We start from the raw sequence: 22,476 nt of genomic DNA on the forward strand, positions 1-22,476 counted from the left end.
CGCTTGGCCAGATGCTGCCGACAATGGCAGCCGCCTATCATGCAATGTTCTGAAACTTCATAAAATAGCGATCTTCGATTGGTTTTTTCTATGCTGAAAAAGAGCGCGGCCTGATATGAGCGATGACCTTGCCTCCCGTGTCAGACCGGCAAACGCCGGCTCCAGGGGCAGGCGTGATCATCGCGCCGCCCTGGATTCGATGCTCGGCACAGGAGAAACGAGTGCTCTACCTACTGTCCCTGATCGCCATGGCTGCCATCATGGCACCCGGCCTGACGCGTCTGCTGGGGGCTCGCACGGGCTGGCTGCTGATGCTGGCGCCGCTGGTGGCCTTCATCTGGTTCGTGCAACAGATTCCGCTGATAGCCGGCGGCGACAGCGTGATGCAGAGCCTGAGCTGGATTCCGGCGCTGGGCATCAACCTGAGCCTGCGCCTGGACGGTCTCTCGCTACTGTTCGCGCTGCTGATCAGCGGCATCGGCAGTCTGATCGTGCTGTACTCCGGCAGTTATCTGTCCAGCCACGCCCACCTCGGCCGCTTTCACGCCTACCTGCTGGTGTTCATGCTGGCGATGCTCGGCCTGGTGCTGGCCGACGACCTGGTGGCGATGTTCGTGTTCTGGGAGCTGACCAGTATCGCCTCCTTTCTGCTGATCAGTTTTCAACACGACAAAGCGGTATCGCGCCGCGCGGCATTGCAGGCGCTGCTGATCACCGGCGGCGGTGGCCTGGCGCTGCTGGCTGGGCTGATCCTGCTCGGTGGCGCGACGGGTAACTGGCAGTTCTCCAGCCTCAGCGCCGAGCAGATCGAAGGCCATGTGCTGCTGCCGGCGATCATCGCCCTGGTACTGCTGGGCTGTTTCACCAAATCGGCGCAGGTGCCCTTCCATCTGTGGCTGCCCAACGCAATGAACGCGCCGACGCCGGTGTCGGCGTATCTGCACTCGGCGACCATGGTAAAAGCCGGCATCTACCTGTTGGCCCGTCTCAACCCGGTGCTCGGTGGCTCCGTCGGCTGGGGCACCCTGCTGATCACCTTCGGCGCCGCCACTGCGGTGCTCGGCGCCTTCCTGGCCTTCCGCCAGACCGATCTCAAGCGCTTGCTGGCCTACACCACGGTCACCGTGCTGGGCCAACTGACCATGCTGATCGGCACCAACACCAGCTATGGCCTGCAGGCGTTCGTGCTCTATCTGGTGGCGCATTCTCTCTATAAAGGTGCGCTGTTCATGGCGGTCGGCGCCATCGACCACGCCACGGGCACTCGCGAGCTGGCGCGCCTGGGCGGTTTGATCCGCTTCATGCCGATGACTGGCGCGGCCGTGGCCCTGGCAGCATTCTCCAATGCCGGGCTACCGCCGTTCTTCGGCTTCATCGCCAAGGAGTTCAAGTACACCGGCCTGATCGAGATGGGTCATATCGGCTGGGCGGTGACGCTGGTGATGATTCTCACCAACGCCCTGCTCTTCGCCGCTGCCGGCCTGGTATTCCTGCAGACCTTCCTCGGCAAGCGCGGCGACTATCCGCGCACGCCACATGAAGTTGGTTTACCGATGTGGCTGGGACCGATGCTGCTGGCCATCGGCGGTTTCCTGCTCGGCGCCTGGAATGCCTGGCCGGAAACCTGGCTGGTGAATAACGCGGTGCAGGCCGTGGCGCGCGGCCCGGTGGATGTGCACCTGTACCTGTGGGGCGGCATTACCCCTGCGCTGCTGGCCAGCTTGCTGACCGTGTCGCTGGGCGTGCTGTTCTACGTGATGCGCGACCGCGTCAGGCGGCTGCTCGATCGCGCCAACGCGGCCTGGAACGTCAGTGGCGACCTGATCTGGGATCGTCTGCTCAAACGCGTGTTCCACTTCGCCGGGCTGCTTGCCGCCCGCTTCCAGCACGGCTCGCTGCGTCAGCATCTGGTACTGCTGGCCCTGGCGGTCGGCGGCCTGTTGGCGGTAGGTCTGGTGCCTGCTCTGCCGCAACTGTTGCAGGCCAGCTACAGCCCGATCTCGCCGCTGGGTCTGGCCGGCTGCCTGTTGGCACTGGCTGGCGGCGTGGCAGCGGCGTTCCTGCCCGGCCGGCTTACCTTGCTGGCGGCATTGGGTGCCTGCGGCCTGGGTCTGGCGCTGGTATTCGTCTCGGTCAATGCACCGGACGTGGCGATGACCCAGCTGATGGTGGAAACCCTCAGCCTGATCTTCCTGGCCCTGGTGTTTCGCAAGATGCCCACGGTGCCAGCCAGCGGCGCACGCGCCCCGTGGAAGCGCCGCCTGCACGCCAGTGTGGCGATCCTCTTCGGTCTCAGCGTGACCGGCGCCCTGCTGCTGGCGGTAAGCCTGCCACTGCCGGGCGAAATCGCGCAGTGGTATCAGGCCAACAGCCTGCCGGGCGGTCACGGGCATAACGTGGTCAACGTCATCCTGGTGGACTTCCGCGCTTTCGATACCTTGGGCGAAATCCTCGTGGTCGCCCTCTCTGCCCTTGCGGCGGCCAGCCTGCTGGGCACTGGCCGGCGCTTCGGCAACGAACACAGCGGTGAAGATGCCTTCACCTCGCCGCTGCTGCGCCAGGGCCTGCGCCCACTGGCCTGGCTGATGCTGGCCGCCTCGCTACTAGTGCTGTGGCGCGGCCACAACCTGCCTGGTGGTGGTTTCATTGGCGGCTTGGTGGCGGCCTGCGGCCTGATCCTGCTGGTGCTGACCTACGGCCACGGGCAGATTCGCCGGGTGCTGCCCATTGCGCCTGCGCAACTTATCGGTATCGGCCTGGGTTGCGCGACAGGCGCCGGCATTTTTGGCCTGATCGCGGGCAACGCATTTCTGACCGGCCTGTGGACCTTCCCCGGCGGGCTGCCGCTGGGCACGCCCTTGCTCTTCGATGTTGGCGTATTCCTCACCGTGTTCGGCTCTGCCCTGCACATGATCGACAAGCTGACGGGAGTTCGCCAGTAATGGAATGGTTAGCCGCAATCACGACCGGAGGCCTGGCGGGTCTGGGCCTGTGGATGCTTCTGGACCGCAACCTCAAGCGCGTCGTGCTGGGCGTGGTGGTCCTGGGTAACGCTATCAACCTGGGGGTGCTCACCGCCGGACGTTTCTTCGGCGAGCGCCCGGCATTCGTCGAGGCTGGCAACGCTGCCAGCACCGCCAACCCGCTGCCGCAGGCACTGGTGCTGACCGCCATCGTCATCGGTTTCAGCCTGTTCATCTTTGCCCTGGCGCTGCTCAAGCGCACCCGCGAACTGCATGGCGACAAGACCACCGACTCGGTCAGTTCGATCACCGAACAACCGGCGCCGGACTGGCACGACAGCGAGCATGAACACGACGCCAATGGTGCGGAGGCTCGCCGATGAATCACGCGTTACTCGTTGCGCCGATCCTCGTGCCCCTGTGCAGTCTGCTGCTGGCGATCATCCTGCGCCGCCACCTGCTGGCCGTGCGCGTGCTCAGCCTGAGTGGCACAGCCCTGCTGCTGACCGTCGGCCTGGTGTTGGTCTGGCAGGCCGCGCAGGGCGTGGTGCTCAGCGGTCAGGTGGGCAACTGGCAGGCGCCGTTCGGCATCAGCCTGGTGGTCGATCGACTGTCGGCGGTGATGATCGCCATCAGTGCCCTGGTCGCGCTGGTCACCCTGCTCTATGGCGTGGCCAAGGACAACGACAGCACGATCGGCCGCGACTTCCACCTGTTCATCCAGGGCCTGCTGACGGGCATCTGCGGCGCCTTCATCACCGCCGACATCTTCAACCTGTACGTCTGGTTCGAGGTGCTGCTGATCGCCTCCTTCGCCCTGATGGCGCTCGGCGGCGGCAGCCGCCGGCTGGCCGGCAGCATGACCTACGTGGCCCTCAACCTGTTCGCCACGTTGATCTTCCTGCTCTCCGCCGGCCTGGTCTACGGCGCCAGCGGCACGCTGAACATGGGTGAACTAGCGGTGATCATGCGCAGCGGTGAGGCGCCACCGGGCGTGACGCCGGCGCTGCTGCTGATGCTGCTGTCATTCGCCATAAAAGCCGCGCTGTTCCCTGTATTCGGCTGGCTGCCGGCCACCTACCACGTTGCCCTGACGGCGGTTTCGGCGATGTTTGCAGGGCTCTTGACCAAGGTCGGCGTGTACGCGCTGATCCGCATGGTGACCCTGCTCTGGCCGGAGTACGGCCTGCCGCATCAACTGCTGCTATGGGTCGCCTGCGCCACCATGCTGGTGGGCGTGCTGGGTGCGGCGGCGCAGACCGAGGTGCGGCGCATCCTGTCGTTCCACATTGTCAGCCAGGTCGGCTACATGATCCTCGGCCTGGCCCTGGCCACCCCGCTGGCGCTGGCCGGCGCGGTGTTCTACCTGATCCACCATATCGTGGTGAAAGCCAACCTGTTCTTCATCGGTGGCCTGGCGGCACGCATCTGCGGCTCCGAGCGCCTGGCCGACATGGGCGGGCTCTATCGGCGCATGCCCTGGCTGGCGCTGCTGTTCGCCATTCCGGCGCTGTCGCTGGCGGGCATTCCGCCGCTTTCCGGTTTCTGGGCCAAATTCCTGCTGGTCAAGGCCAGCCTGGATGCCGCTGCCTGGTGGGCGGCGGGCATCGCCCTGCTGACCGGCGTTTTCACTCTGCTGTCGATGAACAAGATCTGGAACGAAGCCTTTCTCAAGCCTCATCCAGAAGGTGAAGAGGCGCTGCAAGCGGTTACCGGCATACGCGCGGCCTGGCTGGGGATGAGTGCCCTGGCGCTACTGACCGTGTTGATCGGCCTGGGCGCCGGCCCGCTGATCGACTATGCCGTGGCGGCCGCAGCGCAGCTCGCCGACCCGCAGGCCTATCTGCAACCCTTTACCGGCGCAGGAGGTATCTGATGCTGTTTCTCATCCATTTGCTGGCCAGCGCTGGCCTGGCCTGGAGCCTCGGCGCCAGTCATTTGGGCGGCGCTCTGCTGGCCTTCTCCCTGCTCTACCTGATCGCTCGCCTGCTGAGGTCGGCAGTCCCGCGCCTGGGCCGTTATGCACGCAGCCTGGAGCATGGCGTCAGTTTCTGCCTGTGGTTCATCGCCCAGGTGTTTCTTGCAACCTACCAGGTCGCCACGCTGATACTGGCTCGCCGGATCGAGGTGGAGCCGGCAGTGCTGGCCTACCCGGTGACCCGCCGGGAAGTGGACAAGGTCACCCTGCTCGGCACGCTGCTGACCCTGACCCCCGGCACCCTGGCCCTGGACTATGACGAGGAGCAAGGCCTGCTCTATATCCATACCCTCGATGCCCGTCGCCGTGAGGACGTGACCGACATCCTCATCGAGCTGGAACGCCGTCTGCTGGCCTGGCTCGACGCCGGCAAAGCCGAAGGAGCAACGCCATGACCCTGCACCTGGCCGGAGCAGCCTGGGTATTGCCCTTGGCTGCTGCCTTACTCGCACTGAGCGGTTTAATCACGCTGTATCGCCTGTTACGCGGGCCGAGTCGCCCGGATCGCGCGGTGGCCATCGACGCCCTCACCCTGCTGGCGGTCGCTGCCATGGCGCTGCTGTGCCTGATGCGCGGCGAAGCGCTGTTCGTCGACGTCGCCGTGCTGCTGGCACTGGTGTCGTTTCTCGGCACGGCGGCCTTTGCCTTCCTGTTCGATGACGCCCATAGCCAGATGCCGGAAAAAAGCGAGGAGCGCCCATGAACGAAGTACAAGCCTGGCTCGCTTCGCTGCTGGTATTGAGCGGTGCGGTGATCTCTCTGCTCGGCGCAATTGGCGTACTGCGCCTACCCGATAGCTACAGCCGCATGCACGCGGCAAGCAAGGCCGGCGTGCTCGGCGCCGTATTGCTACTTGGCGCAGTGGCCTTGGCCAGCAGTGGCGAACTGGCGCTGGAGGCCTTTATCGGCCTGCTGATTCTGCTGGCCAGCGCCCCGCTGGCCGCTCACGCCATCGCCCGCGCCGCTCACCGCGCCGGCATTCGGCCGACGCTGGGGCGGTTGGGCGATGAGCTGGAGCAACGCAACAGGGGTGGCGAATAGGCTCGATCAGTCGATCTGCCGACGGAATGGCGGCAACGCATTGAGAATCGCCTTGCCATAGCGCTGGGTAACCACACGCCGATCCAGCAGCGTGATGGTGCCGCGATCGGCCTCGGTGCGCAGCAGGCGACCACAGGCTTGCACAAGACGTAGCGAAGCGTCCGGCACGGCGATCTCCATGAACGGATTGCCACCGCGTGCCTCGATCCATTCGGCCAGCGCCGCCTCCACCGGGTCGTCCGGCACGGCGAAGGGAATCTTGGCAATCACCACGTGTTCGCAATAAGCGCCGGGCAGATCGACGCCCTCGGCAAAACTGGCCAGGCCGAATAGCACGCTTTCCTCACCTGAATCGACGCGCGCCTTATGTTTGTTCAGGGTCTCCTGCTTGGACAGGTTGCCCTGGATGAACACGCGCTTGCGCCAGTCTCGATCGAGGCCGTCGAACACGTCCTGCATCTGCTTGCGCGACGAGAACAGCACCAGCGTACCGCGACTGCCTGCCACCAGGCCCGGCAACTCACGAATGATGGCCGCCGTATGCACCGCTGCCTCACGCGGATCAGCCTTGAGATCAGGCACGCGCAGCAGGCCTGCATCGGCATGGTGGAAGGGGCTCGGCACGATAGCGGCGACCGCCACCTTGGGCAGCCCGGCACGCATGCGATAGCGGTCGAAGGTGCCCAGCGCAGTCAGCGTGGCGGAAGTCACCAGGGCGCCGTGGGCGACATTCCACAGGTTGCGGCGCAAGGTCTCTGCCGCCAGGATCGGGCTGGCGTTGACCTCGATGTCGAACAGCGCACCGCTCTCGGCCAGGGTCAGCCAGCGCGCCATGGGTGGGCTTTCCTCAGGGTCTTCGGCGGTGAAGGCCAGCCACAGCTCCCAGTTGCCCTTGGCGCGCGCCATCAGGCTACCGAACAGCGGGTACCACTCCTCGGCCTGATGGCTGGCGATGCCCACCGCGCCCTCGCCATCCATCGCTTCCTTGAGCAGCTCGGTAACGCCGGTGAACAGATCGTTGAGCTTGGAAAAACCCTTCTTCAACTCCAGACCCAGCTCGGTCAGGTGCTCCGGTACCACACCGCCGACGAAGCGGTGACGCGGACGCTCGCGGCCTTCCATGTCTTCACCGGCCTTGAAGTCGGCGATCTGCTCGCAGGCGGCGAACATGAACTGTTGCTGGGTTTTCAGCTCGCGGGCCAGTTCCGGCACCTGCTCGATCAGCCGCCCGAGATCGCCTGGCAGCGGGTTCTGCGCCAGCAGCTTGGTCAGATTCTTGTCGATCTGGGTCAGCCAGTCGGCGGTCGAGCGCAGGCGGGTGAAATGGGCGAAGTGGCCGATGGCCTTGTCCGGCAGGTGATGGCCTTCGTCGAACACATAGATGGTTTCGCGCGGGTCGGGCAGCACCGCGCCGCCGCCGAGTGCCAGGTCAGCCAGCACCATGTCGTGGTTGGTGACGATCACATCGACCTTACCCATGCCTTCGCGCGCCTTGTAGAAGGCGCACTGCTGGAAGTTCGGGCAGTGGCGATTGGTGCACTGGCTATGATCGGTGGTCAGTTGCGCCCAGCGTACGTCCTCCAGCTCCTCCGGCCAGCTGTCGCGGTCGCCATCCCATTTGTTGCCGGCGAGTTTCTCGATCATCGCGGTGAACAGCTTCTGCCCCTGTTCATCCACATCGATACGAAAGCCTTCCTCCTCGAACAACTGCGCGGTGGCGCTCTGCGCGGCGCCGTCCTGCAGCAGGTGATCGAGTTTGGACAGGCACAGGTAGCGCCCACGCCCCTTGGCCAGGGCGAAGCTGAAATTCAGGCCGCTGTTGCGCAACAGATCCGGCAGATCCTTGTGCACGATCTGCTCCTGCAGCGCCACGGTGGCAGTGGCGATCACCAGACGCTTGCCGGCGGCCTTGGCCGTGGGAATGGTGGCCAGGCTGTAGGCCACCGTCTTGCCGGTACCGGTGCCCGCCTCGACCGCCACGACGGCAGGATCCCCCAGACGCTTGCCTTCGTCATCGGTCTTGATGGTGCCGAGCACCTTGGCGATCTCGGCGATCATCAGCCGCTGGCCATAGCGCGGCTTGAGCGACTTGGCTTCGAGAAAGCGCGAGTAGGCGCCCTGGATCTGGGACTTGAGTTCGGTACTGAGCATGGATTCTGAAACGAAAAAGGCTGGATAAATTTTCAGTATTCGCGGAGCGGTCGCTATCATAGCGCGCCTGTCGATCTGGCGCTGACTCGCGTGTCTATCGAATGAACCGAGCTGCCAGACGGCCCCTCCGGAGATACCGCATGACCCCCTACGCACCGCTCTACGCACTTCACCTGTTGGCCGCCGTCGTCTGGGTTGGCGGCATGTTCTTCGCCTGGATGATCCTGCGCCCGGCAGCGGTCGAAATACTGGAACCGCCAGCGCGCCTGCGCTTGTGGCTGAGTGTGTTCAGGCGATTTTTCGTCTGGGTCTGGCTGGCGGTAGCGGCCCTGCCACTGAGCGGGCTGGGCATGCTGCACATGAGCTACAGCGGTTTCGACGCCGCGCCGCGCTACGTGCACATCATGATGGGGCTGTATCTGGTGATGCTCGCCCTGTTCCTGCGTATTCAGGCACTGCAGTTGCCGCAACTGCGGCGCGCCGTGGAGGCCGAGAACTGGCCTGCAGGCGGCGAAGTGCTGGGGCGGATTCGCAAGGTCGTGGGCAGCAACCTGCTGATCGGCCTGGCACTGATGACACTGGCCGCCATGCGTCCGTCATTCTGATTGATGCGGCTGCCTTCATTTGCACATGAAAACGAAGGCAGCGACGGTTATCTAGAAACGAAACACCTGCACGGCACCACTGCGGCCCGTTGCACCTTCGCGCCCGGGCTGACCGGGTTTGCCATCGGCCGCACCCTCCACGCCGTAGAGCAGACAGCCCTTGGCAGCACCGCCACGACCGGGGCGCCCCGCCGAACCGGCTGCACCGCCCGCGCCGCCGTCGAGCAACACCTGCATGCGCTCGACCTCGACGTAGTGAGGCACTTCAAGGATAACGTTGCCACCTGCTGCGCCTTCATGGCCATCGGTACCATCCTGGCCATCGTGGCCGGCACTGGCCTGGCCCCAGGTGCAACCACCTGGCTTGCCATGCGCACCATCGAGCCCGGCATAACCCGGCCTGCCTTGCCCACCCCGTACATCGAGGGTCAGCGATTCGAATGTCAGCTTGTGCAGCTTGAGATTGATTTCCCGCCCAGCAGTAGCCGGCCGAGTGTAAGTACCGGCCGCACCTTTGGCGCTGATCCAGGCGCCCGGACCGATATCAGCATCCTCGACTAGCAGACGCAGCGGCTGATCGCTGGGCGCTACGCCAATACGCGCGTCGCGGCCCATCAGCAACTCGCCAATACGCAACTCGGTCACCGTGGCCGGGATCATCAGGGTCGCCTGGTCCGCCACCTCCAGCCGCTCGAGCTGCAGGCTGCTACTGGCGACCGGCAGACGCATCAAGGTATTGGGCGACACCTTGACCTGCGTAGCGGCCAACGACGTACCTGCGAACAGGCAGAACAACAAAGCGAGACTACGCATGAGCAGCCTCCTCATGCGCCGCAGCCAGGCTCTCGCCCGCCCGCTCGGCCTTCAGTGGGTAGAGGTGAAAAATGCCGAATAGCAGGATCTGTACACGATCCAGCCAGGGGCTGGCGCGACCGGACAGAAGACCAGAGAACAGCCACAACTGCGCCCCATGCAGCAGCGCAAGAAAGGCCCCGAGCAGATAGACGAGTTGCTCGAACGGTGCACCAAAACGCTTGGCCAGCGCCGCCCCAAATACCAACCAGAAGGCCAAGGCCAGCGCCTTGCCCACCCACAATAATGCTTTCATCCCCGCCCTCTTGCTCTGGTTTTTCTAATAGCGCAGCACGTTAACCGGTCGCGGCGCTGACCACCAGAGCGCGGGATTATTTTCCATGACTTCACCTGTCGCCCGCCGCAAAAGCGACACCCCCCAGGTCTGCGATGACCTGTGGGGCGCCCCTTCGCTTCAACGGGAAACGTACAGCTCCACGCGGCGGTTCTGTGCGCGGCCGGCATCACTGCCATTGTCCGCCACCGGCTGGCTCTCACCACGGCCTTCCGTGCTGAGCTTGGCGGCTGGCACACCCTGGGCGATGAGAAAGTCGGCAACACTGCGTGCGCGACGTTCGGACAACGCCTGGTTATAGGTATCAGTACCGACGCTATCGGTATGTCCGACGACCTTGACTGCGACCAGACTGGCGCCGATCAGACGGGTACTGACATCGGCAAGCAGGCGCCGCGCCTCGCCCGTCAGCTCGGCTGAGTCGAACGCGAACAGCACATTTCCCAAGTCGCTGAGTACGATGACCTCATCCTGCACCTGCTGCTCCATCGCCGGCTCGGCCGCAACGCTGGCTGGGTATTGCGGCAAAGGGCAGCCGTTATGGCCTACAGCAGTACCCGCAGGCGTACCAGGGCAGCGATCACGGCGGTCGAACACAGCGTCGCCATCTTCGTCGCCGTCCTGCGCGTAACAGATGACGGTGCCCAGCAGAGCGCCGGCTACCGCACCGCCTGCTGCCCAGGTGGAACTTTCGATTGCGCCGAGGCCGCCACCGGCCAAAGCTCCAATCGCACTGCACAGGGGCCAGTTCCCCTGGTTGAGCGGCGCGTCTCCCGTACTGGAAGTCGTGGCACAACCCGAGAGAACACTGCTGACCAGGAGAAAGGGTAAAACCCTCGAAAGCTGGATTCTCATGGCGGTGTCTCCTGTGATACCGGCATGTGGCCGGTATCACAGGAGTAAAGACGGCGGCAGGATTTCATACAAGAAAAGGCCCGACCGATGGAAGTCGGTCGGGCCTTCGCGGGTGACACCTGGCTTGGCTTACATGAAGCGCCTTACGGCTGAGCTTCGACCTCGGCTTCCACGCGACGGTTGATGGCACGACCATCGGCGGTGGCGTTGTCGGCAACCGGGCGACTCTCGCCATAACCCACTGCCTGCACGCGGCCGGACTCGACACCGTACTGGTTGACCAGAACTTCACGCACGGCACTGGCGCGGCGCTCGGAAAGCCCCTGGTTGTAAGCATCGCCGCCCACGGAGTCGGTGTGACCTTCAACCACGGTGCTGGTCTGCGGATACTGTTTCATGAAGTCGGCCAGGGCTTTGATGTCGCCATAGCTTTCCTGCTTGACCTGGGCCTTGTCGAAGTCGAACTTGACGTCCAGCTCGACACGAACGGCCTCGGCCGGCTCGGCAACGACCATCTCCTCGACAACGACTTCTTCGACGACGGCAACCTGTTGCTCTTCGGCACCATGTACCCAGCAGTAGGCGGCAGCCATACCGGCACCTAACACCGCACCGCCACCAGCCCAGGAAGAACTTTCGATGGCCCCTAGCGCCGCACCACCAACACCGCCTACAGCTGCGCAGGTGGGCCAGTCGGTTTTCTGCAGGCCGGCGCAACCGGTCAGCAAAGTGCTAGCCAGAATCAGGGGTACTGCGTTCCTTGTGATACTCATACTTTAGGTCTCCAATGTTCATCGGCGCATAACCGACTCGATAGTAGTAAAGACAGGAGTTGTACAATCCGCCAGCTATAGCAGCTTCTGCGGATAATTTTCTCTCACTCTAGGCCTGATACCGACACCACGTTAGTCTTTGCAGACTTTTCGAGGAAGTTCGATGACCGCCAGCCTTAGCACCCGTACTCCACAGCAAGCCATTGCGGCACTGCTTGCCCGCTATACCCCCGAGAAACTGCTGTTACTCGGGGCGAGCGAGCTACCCGCAGTCAGCGCCTTTCACAGCGCCCACCCGCAGTGCCAGGTCACCACCGCACCTGCTGCTCCCCTGGCGCCTGAACTGGCCGCACAGCGCTTCGACCTGGCAATTCTGGTCGACTGTCTGGAGCACTTACCCAAACGCGATGGACTGCAACTACTGGGTGGCATTCGCAACCTCAACGCCAGCCGGGTCGCCGTATTGCTCGACCTCAAGGCAGGTGATTGGCAGGAAACCGACTTTTTCGCCCTGGCCATGCAAGCCAGTGAACAGTTCCAGCGCGAGGGACAGACCCTGCATCTGTTCACCTATGATCTACTCGATTACAAGCAAGTTCCCGACTGGTTGAACGCGAAGTTCTGGGCAAACCCGGAAAATTTCGGCAAATACTGGTGGTAGAACGATGAACCCTCTCGATCCCAACTGCCCCTGCGGCAGCGGCAACCTGCTGAGCCAGTGCTGCGGTCACTATCACGCAGGCACCCACGCACCCAGCGCGGAGTTGTTGATGCGTTCGCGCTACACCGCTTATGTACTGGGCCTGGTGGATTACCTGGTAGCCACCACCTTGCCCGCCCAGCAACAGGTGCTCGACCGCGACGCGATGGCCGCCTGGAGCGCGCAAAGCACCTGGCTGGGCCTGGAAATCGAGGGCAGCGAGGTATTCGGTGGCCAGCCGGAGCACGCCCAGGTCACTTTCGTCGCCCGTTGGCACGATGACAACGGCGAACATCGTCACCGCGAATGCTCCGCTTTCGTTCAGGTGGACGGACGCTGGTTCTTCCTCGACCCGACCGCGCCACTCAAGGCCGGACGCAATGACCCTTGCCCCTGCCGGGGTGGGCAGAAGTTCAAGAAGTGCTGCGCGCCCTACCTGAATGGCTGATTGGCGTTAATCCTGCTTTCTGCTTGAGTTGATACGTCCCGCAAGGACACTCAACAAGGAGAAAGTCATGCACAAGAAAAGTGGTATCGCTCTTATCCTGGCCAGCCTGCTAGTAGGTTGCGCCAACCAGCCCGATGGGCTGCAAGGGGAAACGCTGGACCTGGGCGACAACCAGCGCGTCAGCCGCCTGTTCGCCTACCCGAACAACTGCAGTGTGATCTGCTACCGCGACTGGACGCTAGAACAGACAGTCGAACACTACCTGCAACAGAGCCTGACGCGCGATGGTTACCCCCAGGCCAGCGTGCGCGTAACACGCAACGGGGAACGCATTCATGCCAATTTCGATGGCACGCCAAAGGATTACGGCAAGCCCCTGCTGCAATTGCTCGATGCCGGTGACCTGGCCTATCAGGGCGCCAGTCAGCTGAATCGTGACGGCAAATGGCAGTACAACTGGTACTTCTTCCTGCCCCTGGGCATGGCTCTGGAGAACCGCAAGAGCGTCGAGCTGCTGCACTTCCCACCGGACTACTCACTGACTCAGGCTCAGGATTATCTGCGTTCGAGCACCACCGATCGCTGGGCCTCGCTGCTCGGTTTCAATGGTGTAGAGGCGGAACACACCCCCGCCTACCAGACCATCATCGACATCGCTCCCATCGCCGCCCCGGCCAGTGCCGGCAGCGCATTGCAGGGCGTGTACGGCTACTTCAACAGCTATCAGCGGCGCATGGTCAGCGAACTCAGTGCCGGGCCGAACGGTGCCGGCCTGCCGATGGTCGCCTTCGGCAGCCCGGTGCGCAGTTGGATCAAGCAACAGTACGGCGTCAATCTGCCGGTGCTGGGGCTCGGCCAGATCGATGCAGCCCCCGGCCAGCAGGTTTACGTGCTCGGCGCCAATCATCCCAGCTACATCTGGTATGCGGCCGATCCGGCCAACAACAAAGGCAACAAGGATGCTGCCAACGCAGCCGGAATCAAGGTCATGGGACAGGACTTGAGCGCCGCCTGCTGGCAGGCCGGTATGGGCCAACAGCCAAAAAGTGATCCGCAGCAGACGCTCAATACCTGCACCGAAAAATGGCAGGTAACGGAGAAGCTGCAAACCTGCGAACTGTTCTTCACCAGCGTGCGCAACCTCAAGCCCGAGGAAGCCGCAGCCGCGTGCAAGACGGGTTAGCTGCCCTGAACGCAAAAACGCCGTGGCTGCAGGCTCAACTCACGGCGTTTCAAACCAGGCGACTGAATGCTCAGTCCTGCAGTTTCAGGTGCGATGTATCCGGTGCAGCCGCCGGAGTCGCAGGCTTGGCTTGCCCCATATCGCTACCGACGGGCGCCAGACTGAACTGCGACAGATCGACATGTGGTGCTGCAGCGTCGGGCCTGGCGTCCTGCAGATCGCTGCCCACCGGAGCGATATCGAAATCCGGGGCATCCACATCACTGAACGCGGCCATGTACTCATCTCGTGGCGCGACCTGCAGGCGCCCTGGCTTGGCCACAACCCGTGCTGCTGCCGGAGCAGGCTCCGGCTCTACGGGCGGCGGCGGGGCCAGTTCGACCTCCTCGATCAGCACGTCCATATCGACGACTTCGACCCGCGCACCGGCCCGCTCCAGGGTCGCGCGGTACTTCTCCGCCCCGGCGGCGTCGAGGTTGTTCTTGATCACGATGCGGCGCCCGGAGAACAACTGAGCGATGCGCTGAGCATCGGCCTGGAACAGCTTGGCCATATTGGCCTTGACCAGCTCTGGCTGGGCGCCCGGCACCAGTTGCCCGGAGAAGGCGATCTCGTAGCGACTCATGGTCACACTCCTGTCCTATTCGCCGCTCAGTATGGCGCAGGTTCCTTTGCCCTGACACTGCAGGCTTCTCATTCATGCTCTCCCGATCACCAGCATCCCGAAACCGCCACAATATCTCATTGAAAATAATGAGTGCTTCCCCGTTGCAGCCAAGCGCTTGCTTGTTACACTGAGCCGCAATGGGGGTATGAAATGTTTTCTCAGGCGCAAATGATAAGAATTATCAGCCTATTGATGTTTTTTGGCCTGCTTTCAGGCCTCACAGGATGCTCCACCTGGATGACAGGTGGCTTCAAGGACCCGGACGTCCAACTCATCAAAGTTGATGTGGTCAAGGCCAGACTGCTCGAACAGGAGTTCCGCCTGCGCTTTCGAATCGACAATCCCAACGGCGTCAGCCTGCCGGTGCGCGGGCTGGACTATAACGTCCATCTCAATGGTATACAGCTGGCCGAAGGCTACTCCAACGAGTGGTTCACCGTGCCCGCCCATGGCCACCACACCTTCGACGTCCCGGTGCGCACCAACCTCTGGCGCCATGTCCGGCAGATCGTCAAGGCACTGGAAAAACCGAACGTGCCGATTCGCTACAGCCTCAAGGGCGAGGTAAAAACCGGCATGTTGTTCGGCCGCAGCGTGCACATGGCGCGTAATGGCGAGATAATTCCCGGCGATTTCATCCCCGAATAACCTGCATGAGTAACACCATGAGCAACCAACCCCACGTCCACGGCCCTGACTGCAACCATGACCACGATCATCACGATCACGGCCATGTGCACGGCCCGCACTGCAACCATGGCCATCAGGAGCCGGTACGCAACACGCTGAAGGATGTCGGCCGTAACGATCCTTGCCCGTGCGGCAGCGAGAAGAAGTACAAGAAGTGCCACGGCGCCTGAACCGCGCATGAGTGCCTTGAACCTCACCCTGCTGCTGAGCGGCCTGCTGCTGATCGCAGCGCTGGCCGCTTATGCCTGGCATCTGTGGCGCCGCGTCTGGGCAACCCAGCGCGTGCGCGACGAAGCGCAGCAAGAACGCCAGCAACGCATCGGTGGCGATCTGCACATCCTCGCCAGCAGCCTGCTCGATGAGCAGTTGCCGTTGATCGAAGGCGCCATCCGCATCAAGGTGCTGCTCGACAACTATGACAGCGCCCTGAGCAATGACAGCCGCTGCCAGGTGTTCCATCTGCTCTTCGAGGCGACCGCCGAGGTGCCCACGCATGCGGGCTGGAAGGCCCTGGACAAGGCCGAACGGCGCCGCTTCGAAAAACGCTTCAACGAGCTGGAACTGCAGCACAAGGCCGCCGCACGCATCGCCGCTCGCTGGTTGCTGGACGAAGGGCTGAAGAGGCCTCAGACGAGCGTCTGAGGCCTCTTGCCAGGCATCACCAGCCTCATTACCTTGGCGCCTTTGTGGTCGCTCACTGCACGACCGGCCCCGACCGTCCGCACACCAAGGAAATTCGCCATGCGCACGCTGGCTCGCCTGACTATTGCCGCCTCACTGATCAGCCTCGCCGGCTGCCAGTCCCTGCTCAACAGCCGCTATGCCGACAGCGTGCCACCGACGCGCGGTGTCGAGCGCATCCAGGGTGTGGCCGAAAGTGCGTCGGTGCGGCGCAATGCCCTCGGCATGCCACTGATCGAATCGAGCAATTTCCACGACGCCCTGTTTACCCTGGGCTACGTGCATGCAGGTGACCGTCTCAGCCAGATGGTCGGCATGCGCCTGCTGGCTCAGGGTCGCCTGGCCGAGATGGCCGGGCCCGGCGTGCTGGAAATGGACCGTTTCATGCGCGCGGTCAACCTGAAAAAGAATGCGGAAATTCTCTACGCCGACGCCTCGCCACGCCTGAAGCGCTTCTTCGAGGTCTATTCCCGTGGCGTCAACGCCTACCTGTTCCGCTACCGTGATCGCCTGCCGATGGATCTGGCCGAGTCCGGCTACCGCCCCGAGTACTGGAAGCCCGAGGACTCGGTGCTGCTGTTCTGCCTGCTCAACTTCGGCCTGGCGGTGAACCTGCAGGAGGAGATCGCCGCGCTGACCATGGCTCAGCAGGTGGGCACGGACAAGCTGCCCTGGCTGCTGCCGATCTACCCGGACGAACCGCTGCCCTTCGCCGAGGCGGAAAAACTCGCTGGCCTCGACCTCAAAGGCCAGTTGCCGGGCCTGCAGGCGATTTACCGCACTGCGGCGCAGATCGCCGAACAGCACATGCTCGGCGTCGCCGCTTCGAACAACTGGGCCATCGCCCCGCAGCGTAGCCGTGGCGGCAAGAGCCTGCTGGCCAACGACACTCATCTGCCATTGAGCATGCCTTCGCTGTGGAATTTCGTGCAGATCCGCTCGCCCAAGTACCAGGCCGCCGGCGTGTCCCTGGCGGGCGTGCCGGCCGTGGTCGCCGGCTACAACGGCAAGCTGGCCTGGGGCATGACCATGGTCATGGGCGACAACCAGGATATCTACCTGGAGCGCATCAAGCGCGAAGGCAGCCGCCTGATGTACCAAGCCGACGGCAAGTGGCTGCCGGTCAGCGAGCGCCAGGAGACGTTCTTCATCCGTGGCCAGCGCCCGATCCGTGAAACGCTCTACGAGACTCGCAACGGGCCGCTGCTCAACTCGGTACTGGGCGAACGCAAGCATATGCTGCAGCCCCTGGCGCTGCAGAGCGGCTACGGCCTGGCACTGAAAACCACCCAGTTCGAGCGTGACCAGAGCCTCGATGCCTTCTTCGACCTGTCACGCGCGCAATCGGTGGACCAGGCCTTCGAGGCGACGCGGGAAATCCGCGCCATGCCGCTGAACATCGTCTTCGCCGATGCCCAGCACATCGGCTGGCAGGTCACCGGTCGCTACCCGAACCGCCGCGAAGGTCGCGGCCTGCTGCCCTCGCCCGGCTGGGACGAACGCTACGCCTGGGATGGCTTCGCCGACCCGATGCTGCATCCTTACGATCAGGACCCGCCGCAAGGCTGGCTGGGCACTGCCAATGAGCGCAGCGTGCCGCCCGGTTATGGCATGCAGCTGTCCAGCTCCTGGTATTACCCGGAACGCGCCGAGCGCATCGCCGAGCTGGCCGGCAACGGCCGTCATGATGGTCGCAGCATAATCGCCATGCAGTACGACCAGACCTCCCCCTTCGTCGCCAAATTGCAGGCCATGTTCAATGACCCGGTCATGCACGACTCGCTGCGCCAAGCCATCACTGCCCTGCCCGCTGGTCAGCGCGCACGGGCCGATGAAGCACTAAAACGTCTGTTGGCGTTCGACGGCAAGCTCGCCGCCGGTTCGGCCGATGCTGCCATCTACGGTGCCTTCCTGCATGAAAGCACGCGGCAGATCTTCCTCGACGAGCTGGGCCCGGAAGACAGTCCGGCCTGGAAGGCGCTGGTGCAAACCGCCAACACCTCCTACTCGGCGCAGGCCGATCATCTCCTTGGCCGTGCCGACAGCCCATTCTGGAACGACATCCGCACGCCAGAGCAGGAGGATAAACCGACCATACTCGCGCGCAGCCTGGCCGCCAGCATCGAGCTGTTGGAAAGCCGTCTGGGCGTAGAGCGTCGCAACTGGCAATGGGGCAAGCTGCACACCTATGAGTGGGTAACGGACACCACGCGCATGGCGCCTTACATGAGCGCCAGCCAGCGCACCAGCATCAACGCCCTGAAAGGGTATCTGGATCGCGGCCCCTATCCGGCCGGGGGCGACCACAGCACGCTGAACGTCTCCGCCTACGCCTGGGGCCAGGATTTCCATACCTTCCTGATCCCGGCCATGCGCATCGTGGTGGATTTTGCCGCGGACGAACCCTTGGTTGGCGTCAACAGCTCGGGCCAGTCCGGTAACCCGGCCAGCCCACACTATGCCGACGGCATCGAATCATGGCTCAAAGGCGGCTACATGAGCTTCCCGTTCAAAGCGCAGAACCTGGACAAGGTCTACGGCAACCAGCGCCTGTTGTTGATGCCGGCCAAGTAATGACCGTTCGTCGGGCGGCGCTGAACCTTTCCCTCAGCGCCTGACTCTGAATAGTCGACTTACTCCATAGATCATCGTTTTAAGGCGCCCCTGGCGCCTTTTCTTTTGCCTGCAGGAAAAAGATGGCTTTTTTCCATCACCGTACGGAACTTCCCGAACGAAGCAGGCTCAGAGACTATGCATCGATTGAAATGCTCCCCTGGCGCCTCTGGCGCCTATTTTTTTGCCTGCAATTCAGGGAGCGCCTACTAGGGTCTGTTGCCGAACCGCGTTGCTGCGCCAAATTGCGCCACGCGAGGCGCGGGATGCAGGTAATGGTCGTTCCCTTGCCAAACCCCGCAACGACGCATGGCGCAATTTGCCGCGCAACCCGAAGGGACGGGCCAGTTTTTGCGTGGTACGTCGTTACTCGACGGCTCATTTGGGCGACCAAACTTCGCGTCTCGCGCCTAGCACCACGCAAAAACTGGCTCCGTCGCGGCCGTGCGCGAAACGGCAACAGACCCTAAGCCAGCAGGCTGCGGTCGAAGATAAAGGCCTCAGCCTCTTGCGGACGATGCTCCAGCAGGTTCTGTGGCCGTCCCATCTTCGGATAATTCTTCTCACCGGTATCACTGATCCAACCCTGCGCTTTCATCCGCTCCAGCCTCCCACGCAAGGTGGTGTGTTGCACCGGCTCGCCCAGACAAGCCTGGAACGCCGTCAGCGCTTCGGTCACGGTGAATCGCGGCGCCAGCAGGTACAGCGGCAGGGAGCTGTAGACCGACTTGCCGCGCAATCGCTCGGCCGCTAGGCGCACCAACTGCGTGTGGTCGAATGGCAACGCCTGCTGCCCTACAGTGACGAGCGCAAGATCGACGAAGCGCAAACTTTCATCCTGCGGCACGGCGTCAGGCGCCAGCAGTGCCAGATAGCAGGTGCTCAGCGACCAGCCGCGCGGATCACGCACGCCATTACCGACCGTCGCCACCTGCTCCAGATAATGTGGTTGCAGACGCGCCTTGTCCGCCAGCGCACGGGCAGCGGCGGCGTCCAGGCTGGCATCAGCGCAGCGACCATTGACCAGCACGCCCGGTAGCGCCCATTGCCCTGCGTAGGGTTCGCGCTGGCGACGCAGCAGCAGCACCTGCAACACCCCCTCCTCGCTCAGGCGCACGGCGACGATATCCACCCCGGCCAGAACCTCCACTGCACTCATCCCGTCCCTTGCTCCTTCATGTACTTATTTCATCTTGACCAATAACTCATATTTTTTCACGCAGGATTTGGTGAAAACACTTGACTACATATTTCATCAGATGAAATATGTAGTCACTCACCCACGAGAAGGAGGCGCACCATGAAGATCGCCAGCTTCGACGTCGATGCCCAGAAAGGTTTCACGCCGTTGTGTCCCAACGAGCTGCCGGTGCCCGAGGGCGACGCCATCGTCCCAGCACTGAATCAGTTGGCCGCACGCGCCCAGCTGCGCATCGGCAGCAAGGATGCCCACAGCCCGCAAGCCGCCTGGGTGGTGCCAGAACATGCGCAGATGCTGCAGCCCCTGCCATTGGCCAATGCCGATCTGACCTGGGTCAGCCACTGCGTGCCCGGTACACCCGGCTTCGAATTGCTCGATGGCCTGCCAGCACCGCTGGATTACGACTATTTCGTGTGGAAAGGCGTTGAGCCGGACCTGCACCCTTACGGCGCCTGCTATCACGACCTGGCCGAGAAGCGCAGCACGGGCGTGATCGAATTTCTCCGGCAAAATGACGTCGACCTCGTGCTGCTCGGCGGCCTGGCCCTGGACTACTGCGTCAAGAACACCGCCCTGCAGCTACGCCGCGCCGGCTTCGAGGTGATCGTGCATCTACCGGCCTGCCGCGCAATTGCCAGCGAAACAGCCGAAACCGCCTGCATCGCCATGCGCGAACAGGGCATTACCCTGGCCGCCAGCCTGGAACAGCTGGATGGCGCCCTAGCCAAGGAGAATCAGCGATGAGCGAGAGCATCTTCGCCGAACGCACCGTGCAGAACCTGCTGGACACCGACTTCTACAAGCTCACCATGATGCAGGCGGTGCTGCACAACTACCCCAACGCCGAGGTGGAGTGGGAGTTCCGCTGCCGTAGCAGCGAGGACCTGACGCCCTACCTGGCCGAGATCCGCTACCAGATCGAACGCCTCAGCGAGCTCAGCCTGAGCATCGATCAGCTCGCTTTTCTCGAAAGCATTCCCTTCATCAAGCCAGACTTCATCCGCTTTCTGAGTTTGTTCCGCTTCAACCTGCGCTACGTGCACACCAGCATCGAAGACGGTCAGTTGAACATCCGCCTGCGCGGCCCCTGGCTGCACATCATCCTCTTCGAGGTACCGCTGCTGGCCATCGTCAGCGAAGTACGCAACCGCTATCGCTACCGCGAAGTGCTGCTGGAGCAGGCCGCCGAACGCCTGTACGAGAAGCTCGACTGGCTCAAGGCTGAAGCCTCGCCGAGCGAGCTGGCCGGTTTCCAGCTGGCTGATTTCGGTACCCGCAGGCGCTTCTCCTACCGCGTGCAGGAGCAGGCGGTGCATATCCTCAAGCGCGATTTCCCCGGTCGCTTCGTCGGCACCAGCAATGTGCACCTGGCGCGCGAGTTCGACCTCAAGCCCATCGGCACAATGGCTCACGAATGGCTGATGGCGCATCAGCAGCTCGGCCCACGGCTGATCGACAGCCAGATCGCCGCCCTCGACTGCTGGGTCCGCGAATACCGCGGCTTGCTCGGCATCGCCCTGACCGACTGCATCACCATGGATGCCTTCCTCGCCGATTTCGACCTGTACTTCGCCAAGCTCTTCGACGGCCTGCGCCATGACTCCGGCGACCCGCTGGTGTGGGCGGAAAAGGCCATCGCCCACTACGAGAAACTCGGTATCGACCCCAGGAGCAAGACCCTGGTGTTCTCCGACGGGCTCGACCTGCCCAAGTCGCTACAGCTCTACCGTGCACTTTCCGGGCGAATCCACGTAAGCTTCGGGATCGGCACCAACCTGACCTGCGACATCCCCGGCGTCACCCCCATGAACATCGTGATCAAGATGATCGCCTGCAACGGTCAGCCAGTGGCGAAAATCTCCGATACTCCTGGCAAGACCCAATGCCGCGACGAGAACTTCGTCCATTACCTGAAACACGTCTTTCGCGTTACCCAGTGAGGAGCCAGACATGAGCAACCGCCAAGCCGAAATCGCCGCCGCCCTCGATGTGGTGCCGCCGTTCACCGACGACGCCGCGCTGAGCGCAGAGATCGAGCGACGCAAGACCTTCATCAAGAACACCCTGAAGAACTCCGGCCTCAAGGTGCTGGTACTGGGTATCAGCGGCGGCGTCGACTCGCTGACTGCCGGGCGTCTGGCCCAGCTTTCGGTCGAGGAACTGCGCGCCGAAACTGGCGATACTGCTTACCGCTTCATCGCCGTGCGCCTGCCGCACAACGCCCAGCACGACGAACATGACGCCCAGGATTCGCTGAAATTCATCTGCGCTGATGAAGAAGACATGGTGAACATCGCCGGCAGCGTCTCCGGCCTTGGCGAGCAGGTCACCCATCTGCAGAAACTGAGCGACGCCCGCCGCGATTTCGTCGTCGGCAATATCAAGGCACGTATCCGCATGGTTGCCCAGTTCGCCATCGCCAACGCCAACAACGGCCTGGTGATCGGCACCGATCATGCTGCCGAGGCGGTAATGGGCTTCTTCACCAAGTTCGGTGACGGCGCCTGCGACCTCGCGCCGCTGTCCGGGCTGGTGAAGAAACAGGTACGCGCCATCGCAGCGCACCTGGGCGCACCGCAGCACCTGGTGATGAAAACGCCGACTGCCGACCTGGAAGAACTGCGCCCAGGCAAACCGGACGAGGAGGCGCATGGCGTCACCTACGCCGAAATCGACGCCTTCCTGCATGGCGAGACAGTCAGCGACGAAGCCTACGCCACCATCGTTCGCACCTACGACAACACGCGCCACAAACGCGAACTACCGCTGGTGCCCTGAGC

At 63.1% G+C, this 22,476-nt stretch carries 23 protein-coding genes and 1 pseudogene; 17 read left to right on the forward strand and 7 right to left on the reverse strand.

Going from position 1 to position 22,476, the window contains the following annotated elements; all coding sequences use genetic code 11:
• Positions 1–221: 221 nt before the first annotated feature.
• The 6 genes from mbhE to mnhG are packed head-to-tail and all read left to right on the forward strand — an operon-like array spanning position 222 to position 5,982.
• The gene (mbhE, locus tag GV002_RS22705; protein WP_160020528.1) at positions 222–2,942 is read left to right on the forward strand and encodes a hydrogen gas-evolving membrane-bound hydrogenase subunit E; all 2,721 of its coding nucleotides are present in this window, start codon (positions 222–224) and stop codon (positions 2,940–2,942) included.
• Complete coding sequence (locus GV002_RS22710) at positions 2,942–3,346, forward strand: sodium:proton antiporter (RefSeq protein WP_021488444.1); 405 nt, start codon at positions 2,942–2,944, stop codon at positions 3,344–3,346. Before mbhE ends, GV002_RS22710 begins: the two co-directional genes overlap by 1 nt.
• The gene (locus GV002_RS22715) at positions 3,343–4,839 is read left to right on the forward strand and encodes a proton-conducting transporter membrane subunit (protein WP_160020529.1); all 1,497 of its coding nucleotides are present in this window, start codon (positions 3,343–3,345) and stop codon (positions 4,837–4,839) included. The genes GV002_RS22710 and GV002_RS22715 overlap by 4 nt, the downstream gene beginning before the upstream one ends.
• A complete protein-coding gene (locus tag GV002_RS22720) occupies positions 4,839–5,336 on the forward strand; it encodes a Na+/H+ antiporter subunit E (protein WP_160020530.1) in 498 nt (165 codons plus the stop codon). The genes GV002_RS22715 and GV002_RS22720 overlap by 1 nt, the downstream gene beginning before the upstream one ends.
• Positions 5,333–5,644 carry a monovalent cation/H+ antiporter complex subunit F gene (locus tag GV002_RS22725; protein ID WP_160020531.1) on the forward strand — a complete coding sequence of 104 codons (312 nt, stop codon included), beginning with the start codon at positions 5,333–5,335 and terminating at the stop codon, positions 5,642–5,644. The genes GV002_RS22720 and GV002_RS22725 overlap by 4 nt, the downstream gene beginning before the upstream one ends.
• Positions 5,641–5,982: a monovalent cation/H(+) antiporter subunit G gene (mnhG, locus tag GV002_RS22730; protein WP_004423812.1), complete on the forward strand. Its 342-nt coding sequence runs from the start codon at positions 5,641–5,643 to the stop codon at positions 5,980–5,982. The genes GV002_RS22725 and mnhG overlap by 4 nt, the downstream gene beginning before the upstream one ends.
• A 6-nt stretch (positions 5,983–5,988) precedes the next feature.
• On the opposite strand, the gene dinG is transcribed toward mnhG, so the two are convergent.
• Positions 5,989–8,133 (reverse strand): ATP-dependent DNA helicase DinG, encoded by a 2,145-nt coding sequence (dinG, locus tag GV002_RS22735; protein WP_160020532.1) that lies wholly within the window; start codon positions 8,131–8,133, stop codon positions 5,989–5,991.
• A 140-nt stretch (positions 8,134–8,273) separates the two neighbouring features.
• On the opposite strand from dinG, the gene GV002_RS22740 reads away from it, so the two are divergent.
• Positions 8,274–8,738, forward strand: coding sequence for a CopD family protein (locus GV002_RS22740; RefSeq protein ID WP_160020533.1), 465 nt, complete (start codon positions 8,274–8,276; stop codon positions 8,736–8,738).
• A 51-nt stretch (positions 8,739–8,789) separates the two neighbouring features.
• Here the strand turns inward: GV002_RS22740 and GV002_RS22745 are convergent, their stop codons facing one another.
• From GV002_RS22745 to GV002_RS24405, 4 genes and pseudogenes are all read right to left on the reverse strand, one after another.
• A complete protein-coding gene (locus GV002_RS22745) occupies positions 8,790–9,551 on the reverse strand; it encodes a collagen-like protein (RefSeq protein WP_160020534.1) in 762 nt (253 codons plus the stop codon).
• Positions 9,544–9,846, reverse strand: coding sequence for a DUF1145 domain-containing protein (locus GV002_RS22750; RefSeq protein ID WP_160020535.1), 303 nt, complete (start codon positions 9,844–9,846; stop codon positions 9,544–9,546). Before GV002_RS22750 ends, GV002_RS22745 begins: the two co-directional genes overlap by 8 nt.
• Positions 9,847–10,005: 159 nt before the next feature.
• The gene (locus GV002_RS24485) at positions 10,006–10,740 is read right to left on the reverse strand and encodes an OmpA family protein (RefSeq protein ID WP_178094794.1); all 735 of its coding nucleotides are present in this window, start codon (positions 10,738–10,740) and stop codon (positions 10,006–10,008) included.
• A 143-nt stretch (positions 10,741–10,883) separates the two neighbouring features.
• Positions 10,884–11,237, reverse strand: a pseudogene (locus GV002_RS24405) (OmpA family protein); the annotation flags it as partial.
• Positions 11,238–11,676: 439 nt separating this feature from the next.
• Here GV002_RS24405 and GV002_RS22765 point away from each other — a divergent pair.
• From GV002_RS22765 to GV002_RS22775, 3 genes are all read left to right on the forward strand, one after another.
• On the forward strand, positions 11,677–12,174 hold the full coding sequence (locus GV002_RS22765) for a DUF6231 family protein (RefSeq protein WP_160020537.1): 498 nt from the start codon (positions 11,677–11,679) through the stop codon (positions 12,172–12,174).
• 4 nt (positions 12,175–12,178) lie between these two features.
• The gene (locus tag GV002_RS22770) at positions 12,179–12,661 is read left to right on the forward strand and encodes a YchJ family protein (protein WP_160020538.1); all 483 of its coding nucleotides are present in this window, start codon (positions 12,179–12,181) and stop codon (positions 12,659–12,661) included.
• A 67-nt stretch (positions 12,662–12,728) separates the two neighbouring features.
• Positions 12,729–13,844, forward strand: a complete 1,116-nt coding sequence (locus GV002_RS22775; RefSeq protein ID WP_160020539.1) for a hypothetical protein — start codon at positions 12,729–12,731, stop codon at positions 13,842–13,844.
• A gap of 70 nt (positions 13,845–13,914) precedes the next feature.
• Here the strand turns inward: GV002_RS22775 and GV002_RS22780 are convergent, their stop codons facing one another.
• On the reverse strand, positions 13,915–14,469 hold the full coding sequence (locus GV002_RS22780) for a hypothetical protein (RefSeq protein ID WP_160020540.1): 555 nt from the start codon (positions 14,467–14,469) through the stop codon (positions 13,915–13,917).
• A 192-nt stretch (positions 14,470–14,661) separates the two neighbouring features.
• Between GV002_RS22780 and GV002_RS22785 the strand changes: the two genes are divergently transcribed.
• From GV002_RS22785 to GV002_RS22800, 4 genes are all read left to right on the forward strand, one after another.
• Entirely contained in the window at positions 14,662–15,159 is a 498-nt protein-coding gene (locus GV002_RS22785; RefSeq protein WP_160020541.1) for an LEA type 2 family protein, read from the forward strand.
• 17 nt (positions 15,160–15,176) lie between these two features.
• Entirely contained in the window at positions 15,177–15,371 is a 195-nt protein-coding gene (locus tag GV002_RS22790) for an SEC-C metal-binding domain-containing protein (protein ID WP_160020542.1), read from the forward strand.
• A gap of 7 nt (positions 15,372–15,378) precedes the next feature.
• Complete coding sequence (locus GV002_RS22795; RefSeq protein WP_160020543.1) at positions 15,379–15,843, forward strand: DUF2489 domain-containing protein; 465 nt, start codon at positions 15,379–15,381, stop codon at positions 15,841–15,843.
• Positions 15,844–15,942: 99 nt separating this feature from the next.
• Entirely contained in the window at positions 15,943–18,456 is a 2,514-nt protein-coding gene (locus GV002_RS22800) for a penicillin acylase family protein (RefSeq protein ID WP_160020544.1), read from the forward strand.
• 505 nt (positions 18,457–18,961) lie between these two features.
• On the opposite strand, the gene GV002_RS22805 is transcribed toward GV002_RS22800, so the two are convergent.
• Complete coding sequence (locus GV002_RS22805) at positions 18,962–19,654, reverse strand: NUDIX domain-containing protein (protein ID WP_160020545.1); 693 nt, start codon at positions 19,652–19,654, stop codon at positions 18,962–18,964.
• A gap of 141 nt (positions 19,655–19,795) precedes the next feature.
• Here GV002_RS22805 and GV002_RS22810 point away from each other — a divergent pair, with 141 nt between their 5' ends.
• Genes GV002_RS22810 through nadE form a run of 3 tightly spaced genes read left to right on the forward strand, consistent with a single transcriptional unit; the run spans position 19,796 to position 22,474 of the window.
• Positions 19,796–20,440: a nicotinamidase gene (locus GV002_RS22810; RefSeq protein ID WP_160020546.1), complete on the forward strand. Its 645-nt coding sequence runs from the start codon at positions 19,796–19,798 to the stop codon at positions 20,438–20,440.
• Positions 20,437–21,636 carry a nicotinate phosphoribosyltransferase gene (pncB, locus tag GV002_RS22815; protein WP_160020547.1) on the forward strand — a complete coding sequence of 400 codons (1,200 nt, stop codon included), beginning with the start codon at positions 20,437–20,439 and terminating at the stop codon, positions 21,634–21,636. The genes GV002_RS22810 and pncB overlap by 4 nt, the downstream gene beginning before the upstream one ends.
• A gap of 10 nt (positions 21,637–21,646) precedes the next feature.
• On the forward strand, positions 21,647–22,474 hold the full coding sequence (gene nadE / locus GV002_RS22820; RefSeq protein WP_160020548.1) for an ammonia-dependent NAD(+) synthetase: 828 nt from the start codon (positions 21,647–21,649) through the stop codon (positions 22,472–22,474).
• The last annotated feature ends 2 nt before the right edge of the window (positions 22,475–22,476 follow it).

The organism is Pseudomonas sp. 8O, assembly GCF_902506495.1.
Taxonomy (GTDB): Bacteria; Pseudomonadota; Gammaproteobacteria; order Pseudomonadales; family Pseudomonadaceae; genus Aquipseudomonas; species Aquipseudomonas chaetocerotis.

Excerpts from the sequence above, each read along its gene's own strand:
- GV002_RS22795 (WP_160020543.1), top strand. The coding sequence starts at position 15,379 with ATGAGTGCCTTGAACCTCACCCTGCTGCTGAGCGGCCTGCTGCTGATC.
- pncB (WP_160020547.1), top strand. The coding sequence starts at position 20,437 with ATGAGCGAGAGCATCTTCGCCGAACGCACCGTGCAGAACCTGCTGGAC.
- GV002_RS22800 (WP_160020544.1), top strand. The coding sequence starts at position 15,943 with ATGCGCACGCTGGCTCGCCTGACTATTGCCGCCTCACTGATCAGCCTC.
- GV002_RS22710 (WP_021488444.1), top strand. The coding sequence starts at position 2,942 with ATGGAATGGTTAGCCGCAATCACGACCGGAGGCCTGGCGGGTCTGGGC.
- GV002_RS22745 (WP_160020534.1), bottom strand. The coding sequence starts at position 9,551 with ATGCGTAGTCTCGCTTTGTTGTTCTGCCTGTTCGCAGGTACGTCGTTG.
- GV002_RS22750 (WP_160020535.1), bottom strand. The coding sequence starts at position 9,846 with ATGAAAGCATTATTGTGGGTGGGCAAGGCGCTGGCCTTGGCCTTCTGG.
- dinG (WP_160020532.1), bottom strand. The coding sequence starts at position 8,133 with ATGCTCAGTACCGAACTCAAGTCCCAGATCCAGGGCGCCTACTCGCGC.
- mnhG (WP_004423812.1), top strand. The coding sequence starts at position 5,641 with ATGAACGAAGTACAAGCCTGGCTCGCTTCGCTGCTGGTATTGAGCGGT.
- GV002_RS22770 (WP_160020538.1), top strand. The coding sequence starts at position 12,179 with ATGAACCCTCTCGATCCCAACTGCCCCTGCGGCAGCGGCAACCTGCTG.
- GV002_RS24485 (WP_178094794.1), bottom strand. The coding sequence starts at position 10,740 with ATGAGAATCCAGCTTTCGAGGGTTTTACCCTTTCTCCTGGTCAGCAGT.
- GV002_RS22790 (WP_160020542.1), top strand. The coding sequence starts at position 15,177 with ATGAGCAACCAACCCCACGTCCACGGCCCTGACTGCAACCATGACCAC.
- GV002_RS22775 (WP_160020539.1), top strand. The coding sequence starts at position 12,729 with ATGCACAAGAAAAGTGGTATCGCTCTTATCCTGGCCAGCCTGCTAGTA.
- GV002_RS22785 (WP_160020541.1), top strand. The coding sequence starts at position 14,662 with ATGTTTTCTCAGGCGCAAATGATAAGAATTATCAGCCTATTGATGTTT.
- GV002_RS22720 (WP_160020530.1), top strand. The coding sequence starts at position 4,839 with ATGCTGTTTCTCATCCATTTGCTGGCCAGCGCTGGCCTGGCCTGGAGC.
- GV002_RS22805 (WP_160020545.1), bottom strand. The coding sequence starts at position 19,654 with ATGAGTGCAGTGGAGGTTCTGGCCGGGGTGGATATCGTCGCCGTGCGC.
- nadE (WP_160020548.1), top strand. The coding sequence starts at position 21,647 with ATGAGCAACCGCCAAGCCGAAATCGCCGCCGCCCTCGATGTGGTGCCG.
- GV002_RS22740 (WP_160020533.1), top strand. The coding sequence starts at position 8,274 with ATGACCCCCTACGCACCGCTCTACGCACTTCACCTGTTGGCCGCCGTC.
- GV002_RS22765 (WP_160020537.1), top strand. The coding sequence starts at position 11,677 with ATGACCGCCAGCCTTAGCACCCGTACTCCACAGCAAGCCATTGCGGCA.
- GV002_RS22715 (WP_160020529.1), top strand. The coding sequence starts at position 3,343 with ATGAATCACGCGTTACTCGTTGCGCCGATCCTCGTGCCCCTGTGCAGT.
- GV002_RS22780 (WP_160020540.1), bottom strand. The coding sequence starts at position 14,469 with ATGAGTCGCTACGAGATCGCCTTCTCCGGGCAACTGGTGCCGGGCGCC.
- GV002_RS22810 (WP_160020546.1), top strand. The coding sequence starts at position 19,796 with ATGAAGATCGCCAGCTTCGACGTCGATGCCCAGAAAGGTTTCACGCCG.
- GV002_RS22725 (WP_160020531.1), top strand. The coding sequence starts at position 5,333 with ATGACCCTGCACCTGGCCGGAGCAGCCTGGGTATTGCCCTTGGCTGCT.